This window comes from Mannheimia sp. (genome assembly GCF_056854775.1).
Genome location: NZ_JBXGGI010000048.1, coordinates 1 through 10031, shown reverse-complemented (window position 1 = coordinate 10031; position 10031 = coordinate 1). Strand labels below are relative to the sequence as shown.

Sequence of the window (10031 nt, the reverse complement as noted above, 5' to 3'; positions counted from 1 at the left end):
AAACGCCACTTATTCCACAAGATCGCTTTTCGATTGGCAGCCGTTATACGGTAAGAGGCTTTGATGGTGAATTAACCCTTTCAGGTCAGCGTGGTTGGAACTGGCGAAATGAATTGGTGTGGGCGTTTACGCCAAACCATTCATTCTATTGGGCGGTTGATGGCGGAAGAGTTTATGGCTGGTCAGATGAAAGTCTACAGTTAGGGCATCACTTAATGGGGACTGCTATTGGGCTTAGAGGCGGTATAAAAGGTTTTCATTATGATCTGTTTCTTGGCAAACCGATAAGAAAACCGGAAGGATTTAGAACTTCTGATGGTGTGGCGGGTTTTAATGTCGGTTATCAATTTTAGTTTGCGTAGAAGTAAGTAAGATATTTTGTAGAAGTGGCAGATATGTCCACCCTAAATGCAAATTTTTGAGGAAAACAAAATGAACAAACAATGTTTCCGTGTGATTTTCAGTAAAACACTGCAACGCTTAGTGGTTGTTTCAGAATTAGCAAAAAGTGAAGGGAAAGCCGAACGTGAGGGCTTAGCAAGCGGTAAGATTTTGCAAAAAATTTGTAATTTACGACCGCTTGTATTTAGCCTGTTTTGTGCTTTAGGCTTTGTGTCGTTTGTAGAAAATGCATTAGCGGAAACCTTGATTATTCAAGCTGATAACACTGCTCAGAAAAGTCAGCAGCCGATTATTCTTTCCACCGCAAACGGATTGCCGCAAATCAATATTCAAACCCCGAATGACAAAGGGCTTTCCCACAATAAATACTCGCAATTTGATGTGGCGGAGAAAGGAGCGATTCTCAACAACAGCCGCACTAACACTCAAACTCAGCTGGCAGGGCAAGTTACAGGCAACCCTTACCTTGCACGAGGCGAGGCAAAAGTGATTTTAAATGAGGTCAATTCTAACAAACCAAGTGTGATGAAAGGCTATGTAGAAGTAGCAGGTAAAAAAGCTGATGTGATTATTGCTAATCCTTCGGGCTTACATTGCGAAGGCTGTGGCATTATCAATTCAGATCGAGCGACATTTACCACCGGTAAACCACAAATTCAGCACGGCAATCTGGACAGCTTTGTGGTGGAAAAAGGCAAAGTAAAAGTATCAGGTAAAGGAATGGATAACAGCCGTGTGGATTACACGGAAATCATTGCCCGAGAAACCGAAGCGAATGCGGGGATTTGGTCGAAGAAAGAAACCACTGTTATCACAGGTAAAAATACTGTCAAGCGGTCAGATTCTGATAAAAAATTGCAAATTATCAGCACAAAACAACCGCTTGCAGAGGACGCTAAACCACAATTTGCGATTGATGTGGGCGAGCTGGGCGGAATGTATGCAGGCAAAATTCATTTAATCGGCACAGAACAAGGCGTTGGGGTGAGAAACGCAGGGCATATAGGAGCGAGTGCAGATACACTACAAATTGACTCTCAAGGGAGAATTGTCAATACAGGCACATTAAATGCCGCAAATCCTGTTACATTAACAGCAAGTAAAGGCATTGATAACAAGGGTAAGATTGAAAACAAGCGAGGAGATATTCAACTTAAATCTCAGACGGATATTCAAAACAACGGTTCAGTTGTAGCACGCAATGGCAATATTCAGAAAAACGCCAATGCTCAAATTCAGCAAAGTGGTGAAACGGTGGCGAAAGGGAATATCACCTATACAGCTTCTACCATTCACACTACCAAAGATTCATTAATTGCTGCTGGCGTTGAGGTAACAGATACTGCTCAAGGCGAAACACGTAAGCTAGAAGAGAAATCTGAAAACGGAAAAACAGTTCAACTTAACAGTTCAGGCAAAACTACCGCTCAGGGGAAAAATATTGTCTCCGGTAAAATTACGATTTCTGCCTCAGAAATTGATGCTAACCTAAGCCAAAATAATGCACATACAATTGAATATACGGCGAAATCAGGCGATATTCAGGCAGATAATGCACGTTTAACGGCAGAACAAATCCATTTAACTACGCCAAACTTACTTTCCACACAAGGCAGTTTTTTAACGGCGGAAGTGATAAACACATCACAAAAATCCTTAAATGCACAAAATGCCGTGTGGAAACAAACGGGCGAGCAAGATTTCCACTTAACCGGAGAGAATATTAATACGCAAGGTGGCGAGTTTAGCACACAGGGTAATTTTTTCATTAATGCTAAGCAATTAGAAAATCGACAAGGCACACTAAGTAGTGGAAAATCGCTCTCTTTGGATTTAACCGGTTATTTAAATTCAACCGATGGAAAATTATTTGCGGGCGAAAACCTAACACTCAATAGCCAAAACTTAAATAATGATAATGGCTTAATTTATGCTAAACAAAAAATAGGTATCACGGTTAAAAATGGCTTAGTGAGTAATAAAAATACGAATTCAACCTATAAAGGTATTATTGCGGGCAAGGAATTATTATTAGAAAGTCAGACACTTGATAATACAAAAGGGCAAATAACAAGTGAACATATTGGTTTAACCACTTCTCAAATCAATAATGTAGAAGGAGCTATTCGTGCTGAGCATAATGCAGATATTAATGCAGATACATTGTTTAACCACAAAGGAATAGTTTCTTCGGTTCAGAATGCTAATTTAACGGTTAGCGAAATTAGCCAACAAAAAGGGATTATTGAGGCTCAACACCTACAATTAAATTCAAATACCCTTACTTCCACAGAAAATAGCCTTATTTTTGCAGAGCAACTTAATCTTACCACTAAAGGTGAATTGAATAATCAAGATAGCCGTATTGTTGCGAAAAAAGGAGCTTATTTAACAACAGGTAGCAATGTAACTAATATTCGCGGAGTTATTGGTAGCCAAACTGCGGATTTACAGTTAAATACTCATAATCATCAGATCAATAATACAGAGGGTAAAATTGTTGCGGCTCAAAAATTGAATGTACGAAGTGGTTCATTATCTAATGAGCAAGGTCTTATTACGGCGAATAATATTAGCCTAGATACGAATAACAGCACATTAAATAATCAAAATACGCTGACTAGCCAAAAAGATAAAGGTATTATCGCTCAGCAGAATTTAGTATTAAATACAAAAATGCTAGATAACCGGATGGGTAATATCATCGGTTTTAATAATGCTCAAATCAATACAAGCGAAATAATTAATAATAGCGGGCAAATTCGTATTAGCGGTGATCTTGATATTCAATCGAAAAGCTTATCGCAACAAAATGGATTGATTACAGCAGGCAAGGCAACACTGGCTTTGTCGGAGCTTAATTCAAATCAAAATAGCGAAATTAGTGCGAGTGAAATTACCCTCAATGCCGATAAAGTCTCTAATCAAAATAGCCGTTTACAAGCAGAGAAATCATTCACACTAGAAGCCAAGCAGGGCATTACTAACCATAATGGGATTATTGCCAGCAAAACAGCCTCTCTTACAATTAATACTCACCAATCAACGCTGGATAATGCGAATGGCACGCTGTTTGCTAACCCAACTTTAAACATTCAAAGCGGTAAGCTAGATAACCGAGCCGGGTTAATTTCGGCAAAACAGACGGAAATTAATACACAGCAAAACCACATTGATAACCGTAATACGCAAGCTGAAAATAAAGGCATTATCGGCTTAGATAAACTTTCTCTAAATCATCTTTCCGTGCTTAATAACGAACAAGGCTTTATCCATTCAAATAAACAATTGGCGGTTTCGGCTACTTCTAACATTAATAACCAACAAGGCATTTTAAATAGTAAAGAGAATTTAACGCTTAATGCCGAACAAATTGATAATAAAGCCGGCACAATCAGTGCGAAAACAGCGGAAGTGAATGCGAAATCAATTGATAATAACGCAGTAAGTAATGTTGGTTCGTTGATTTTAGGTACAACTCAGCTTGTATTAAATACAGAGCAGTTAGCTAACCAAAACACAAAAAGAAAAAACACCGATAAAGCCCCGACACAAGGTATTCAAGCAGGGCAATTAACGCTAAACAGCAATACGCTTTCTAATCAGCAAGGGGGTATTTATGTTGCTGATGTTGCAACGATAACGGTTAATCAAGCCCTCAATAATTTACAGGGTGAATTACTTTCAGATAATGAATTAACCATCAAAGAAGGTGGTAATTTAAGTCTGAACAATCAAGAAGGTTTAATTCAAGCGAAAAATCGCATTAACTTATCGGCAAAAACGCTAGAACAGGAAGGCACAATTAAAACGCAAGGGGATTTAACCGTTCGTTTAAAAGATAGCTTTACCTTAAATAAAGCCTTTGAAGTGGGTAATGATCTCGATTTTAGTACGCAAGGCGATTTTACTAATAATGTTGCTTTATTGATTGGTAATAGTGCAACCCTTTCTGCAAATCAAATTACCAATACTGCAAGAGGTGAAATTTCCTCAAAAAATAGCAAATTGAAAGCGAAAGAGATTACCAACAGAGGCTTGATTGATGGCGAGAAAACACTACTCAATGCAAGCAAAATTACGAATATTGGCACAGGTAGGATTTATGGGAATCATCTCTCATTTAAAGCAAAAAATATAGATAATCTTGCAGAAACGATTGATGGAAAAACCAGCTCTGCCACTATTGCGGCAAGGAAGCGTGTAGATTTTGGTGTTGGTACACTTACTAATCGAGATCACTCTTTAATTCTAAGTTTAAATAAAATGGCAATAGGTGGCGATTTAGATGATGAAGGTTATGCCACTGGCAAGGCTGATTTTATTGATAATGGCAGTGCAACGATTGAGGTACTAGGAGAGGGGAATATCAATACAGCAAGGTTGTTAAATCAGGATATTCATCTGAAATTAGGTGTTGAGAAAACAACAGAAAGTATCAAGGAAGCAGCACTAGAATCTAAACCGACAGAACGATATCGCATAGGTACAGAGGCTTATTATGACTGGTCTGGAAGAAGTGCTTGGATTGCATTTTATGATCGTAGCAGACCAACAATTTCTGAAAAACAATTATATATTTGGGAATATAAAAGGGATACATATACACCTTATATTGAGAAACAAGACAGTGCAAAAATTAGTATAGGAGGAAATTTTTATCTCAAAGGGGATGATCTACATAATAAACATAGCCAATTATTAGTTGGGGGTAAATTATTCTTAGGTAATCAAATGTTTGATAAGAATGTTGATAATTCTTCATTAGTATCAGGCACTACAATGCTAAAAAATGAAGATTTAGATAAAATCATCAAAGTAGAAGAATATGATGGGGAAGCTAAATTTTTACAACATTATAGAAGTCATGGCAGGAATGGGCATAGACATATCAAAATATCTGATATGAATCCGAGAACTTACAATATCACAGAAACCTTTGATATTGTAAGAAACACCATCGGCACCCCAATTTCATCTAATGCAATGGTGGATGAACAAACCAAAGCCAAAAATATTTCCCTAGACACCATCAGTATTACAGGGGCTAATACCGACTCAAACAGCAGTACAGTAAATATTAAACTTACACCAACAATTAATGATCAAGATAAAAACACTATCGTTGATTCAGGGCAGGTTGTCGGTAAATTAGATAAAACAATTGATAATTTTGATGTGAATAAACTGGGCGAGCTAGAAATGCCAACCATCAAAACTCATTTATCGGATGTGAATTTACCGCAGGCGAGTTTATACAAAATCAACCCAGAGGCAACGAATGGTTATATTGTTGAAACCGATCCTAAATTTACCGACCGTCGCAAATGGTTAAGTTCAGATTATATGTTCGAGCAACTTCGTCATAACCACGATAACGTGCATAAACGCTTAGGCGATGGGTTTTATGAGCGAACCTTGATTAACGAACAAATCAACCAATTAACAGGCAGACGTTTTATTGCCGGCTACAACGATGATTTAGAGCAATACAAAGCGTTAATGAATAGTGGGGTGAAATACGCTCAACAATTTAACCTTGCTATTGGTGTAGGCTTAACAGCAAAACAGATGTCGGAGCTAACGACCGATATGGTTTGGCTAGTCAATAAAGAAATCACCCTTGCAGATGGACGAAAAGTTACCGCTCTTGTGCCACAGGTTTATTTAGTGGCTCGCAATAGTGATATTACCTCTCGAGGGTCGGTTATTTCTGCTAATCAAATTATCGGTAGTTTAGATAAGGTGGAAAACAGCGGTGTGATTGCAGGTTTAGATTTAACCCGTTTACACAGTAACCAACTGGAAAACAGAGGCACGGTGTTAGGTAAGAATGTAGATTTATCGGTACAACAGACCTTAATTAACTTAGGTGGTAAGATTGAGGCTGAGGATTCGCTTTCCCTTTATGGAGGAAAGGGAGTAGAGATTGCCAGCACCCTAAGCCATTCAGAGAATAAAGAGGGTACTTTTGTTCGCACCCAGTTAGACCGGCTTGCAAGTGTGAAATTAACAGGCGATAACGGCAGGTTAAGCATTAGCGGAGGTGATATCACCATAAAAGCGGCTTCGCTTAATAGTGCAGGCACGATGGATATTGATACGGAGAATTCGCTTAAGATTACTACGCTCAAAACCCGAAACCGAGAGCATTACAATGGTGATGCTGATAACTACTACCGCTTAGACCAAAGTGCTGAAGTGGGGAATGTCATTTCTGCGAAAGGGGGGATTAGAGCGGTGAGTGGCAACAACCTCACAGTTCGTCAATCGGATATCAGCAGTGAATCAGGGGAAGTGTTATTAGGCTCACGCAAAGGCGATGTGCGAATTGAGGCAGGCAGAGCGGAAGAAACATTAGAAACGGGTCGAAAATCAACCGGTCGAGGGCTGCTCAGTAAAACGACGTTAGTCCACCGTTACGAACACGATATCAGTGAAGCGGTAGGCAGTAATATAGACGGACGAACTGTAAAAGTAGTTTCGTCATCAGGCGATGTTGTGGTTAAGAGCTCCTCGGTGGTGGGCGATGAAGCATTGACTATTTATGGTAAGAATGATGTATCTATTGTATCTGATGTGAATACGCATTACCAAGACGAACTGAGTATGAGTAAAAAATCGGGCTTACTGGGTAGTGGTTTTGGTTTTACGATAGGGTCTAAGAAAGAGCAGATAGAGCAAGACCGCAGGCAACAAAGTGCGGCACGCAGTCAGGTGGGAAGCTTAAGTGGCGACACCGCCATTTATGCAGGCAACCATTACCAACAAACGGGGAGTGTGGTAACTTCGAGAGATGGCGATGTTGATATTTTGGCTAAAACAGCGACAGTAACGGCGGCTCGTTCCGATTATGAAAGCAACTATAAACGTACGGTACAGCAGAAAGGGTTCACGTTTGCGGTGAGTTCACCGGTAACGAATGCGATACAAGCGGTCGAAAAAAGCGTAAATTCTGCAAAATCGGTGGGTAGCAGTAAAAACGACCGTATTAATGCGTTAGGAGCGGTGAATGCTGGTGTTGAGGGGTGGAGAACGGCGGAGCAGGTGGGTAAACTAGCGGAAGCGATAAGCGAAAACCCGATGCAAGCGATGAGTCAAGATATAGGCTTATCCGTTAGTTACGGTAGTCAAAAAAGCACGCAGAGAGAACACAGGCAAGGCAATAATGTTGAGAAAAGCCAAGTGAATGCAGGTGGAAAAGTGAGTATTAGAACAGAGGGTGCAGGAAAAGATTCTGTACTTAATGTTATCGGCTCAGATGTAGGAGGCAAAGGCGGGACAAAACTGTCTTCAGAAGGCGATGTAAATATACTTGCGATAGATGAAAACCACTTAGAGCGAAGTGAAAACAAATCAAGCGGCTTTAATGCAGGTGTTGCTGTTCAGTTTGGTGGCACGGGCAGTCCATCATTCGGTGTAACAGCAGGTGGCAATACAGCCAAAGGCTACGGCAATGGCGAAAGCCAAGCGTGGGTAGGTAGCCGAGTGGGTAGTCAATCTAGCAAAACGGAGATTGAGAGTGGCAACACTGCAAACATAATCGGCTCACAGGTACAGGGCAAACGGGTTGAAGTGAAAGCAAAAGACCTCAACATTCAAAGCCTACAAGACACAATGAGCTATAAGGGAAAACAAGAGAGCGTACAAGGGCAACTCACCGTCGGCTACGGAGCTTCGGGCAGTGTGGGTTATAGCAACTCCAAAATGAATGCGAATTATGCAAGCGTGAAGCAACAGGCAGGGATATTTGCAGGCGATGAGGGGTATGGTTTAGATATTGAAAATAAAGTCCAACTTACAGGTGGGGCTATTCTTTCTACAGCAGAGAAAGATAAAAACCAGTTGTCAGCTCGTACATTCAGCTTTACAGATATAGAAAACCATTCAAATGCTAAAGCCAGCTCCAATGGTTTTGGTATGGGATTCTCAGTTGGTAGAGACCAGAAATCTAAGGAAGACAAAGAGAAAAATGATATTTACCGTGAAAAAAGGCAAAGAAATGGAGAAACCTTTGAGCAGGCAAATCCTAATCAGGCTAACAGTAGCCCAATTAAATTCGGATTAGGGGAAAATGATGTGCATAGTGCTGATTTTTATGCATTAGCAAAAATTGGGGCGGTTAATTTAGTAAGCAATACGAAGAAATCGGAAAGTGCGTCTAGTATTACTTCATCTGTGATTAGTGATGGAATATTTAATATTCGGGATGTAGAAGGGCAAGAAAATCTTAACCGCATTACAAAATCAACAGTAGAGCAAAAAAATCATTTAGATAAACCTGATTATGAATCATTGAGAAAAGAAGTGGAAACAGATTCATCTATTAAACGACAATTCTTTTCTAATATGGCAGGCTTTACAGATGAGGCTTATCGGACGATGTTTATCGCTGAACATAGAATGATGACTGCAGAAGTTGATGAAAAAGGAAATCCGATAAAAGATACACAGTTAGAAGAAGCCCTTGATACTGAAGCTCGTCAAGCAGTACAGGAAAAACTTAATAAGGGGGAAATTACACAATCTGAATATAACCAAGAATTGGAAAATTATAAATATGAGCAATTAGATAAAGGTCGTAATATTTATCAGTTACGCGAAATTTCTGATCAGGAGCGAAATAACCTGCAAAAAGTAACTTATACAGATCCTCTGACAGGAAAATCGGAAACAAGGTATGTGGTGGCATTCAACGGTATTTTTAATGACGAAAATGCAGCAGCTAAATTTGCGTGGCAAAACTATGTGGCTAAAGAAAGTAAATCAGGAAACATAGACAGCCCTATTCATAAAGATGTCTATTTTATTCATCACCCACAGGCAAATAATTCTGTTTCTGAATTATTAGTTGCAGGTTATGAAAAAATGTTTGAAGGTTCTTTTGGTAACTTATTGGGAATGGATAATTCCAGTTTACAAGCAAAAGATATTATGACTAAGTATGGTAAAGATAATCTGTTTATTGGCTCACATAGTCGTGGTACTTTAACCGTTGCTAATGCATTGAGTGCATTGAATAACAAAGAAAATCGTGAGGCTAAATTGCTCTCTGATACAAAGGTTAAAATGGTTGGTCCAGCAGCGAATGTAACCAATTCGGATAATACATTAAGCCAATTACAAACAGGCTCTTCAAGAAATGAGGCGAATAAAGCGGGTTCTATTCGTATTGAAAATCATAAATTAGATCCTATCGGTAGCTTGCCTATTGTATTGGGCGGAAACCCATCCACAATGAATGATAACCACGAAAATAGAGGAGTAATACAACGAATGATTGATATGTTCGGAGATAACTCATCTATGCATAATTGCTATGGTCTAGGTCAGGTACAATGTATCAAAGATGGATACCGACAAAAAGGAGATTTAATGATGAATAAAGAACAAACAATTTATGATTTAAATAGAAATCAAAACGGTAAATAAAAGGAGAAATAGTGATGAAAATATTTAGTATTATTGTTGGTGTTTTCTGTCTGATTGGATGCTCATTCGGTGGATTTAAACCACCTCAGCCGTATTACAAATGGCGTCTTCATGACTCAATAAAATTATATCCGCCTTCACAAGAAGGTAGCTTTTTTGAATTATTAACTCATCGTGAGAATGACATGAGATCTTGT

General features: G+C 39.2%; 2 protein-coding genes and 1 pseudogene. All 3 read left to right on the top strand.

The features are described 5' to 3' along the window. Positions 1 to 353: ShlB/FhaC/HecB family hemolysin secretion/activation protein (locus ACJHV0_RS03880; RefSeq protein ID WP_483133427.1), on the top strand; the 353-nt coding region annotated here is incomplete at its 5' end. Positions 354 to 432: 79 nt separating this feature from the next. Next, on the top strand, positions 433 to 9834 hold the full coding sequence (locus ACJHV0_RS03875) for a two-partner secretion domain-containing protein (protein WP_483133426.1): 9402 nt from the start codon (positions 433 to 435) through the stop codon (positions 9832 to 9834). Positions 9835 to 9848: 14 nt separating this feature from the next. Then, positions 9849 to 10031: pseudogene (locus tag ACJHV0_RS03870) on the top strand (hypothetical protein); the annotation flags it as partial.

Bases quoted from the DNA above. Each gene is read 5' to 3' on its own strand.
- ACJHV0_RS03875 (WP_483133426.1), top strand. From the start codon at position 433: ATGAACAAACAATGTTTCCGTGTGATTTTCAGTAAAACACTGCAACGC.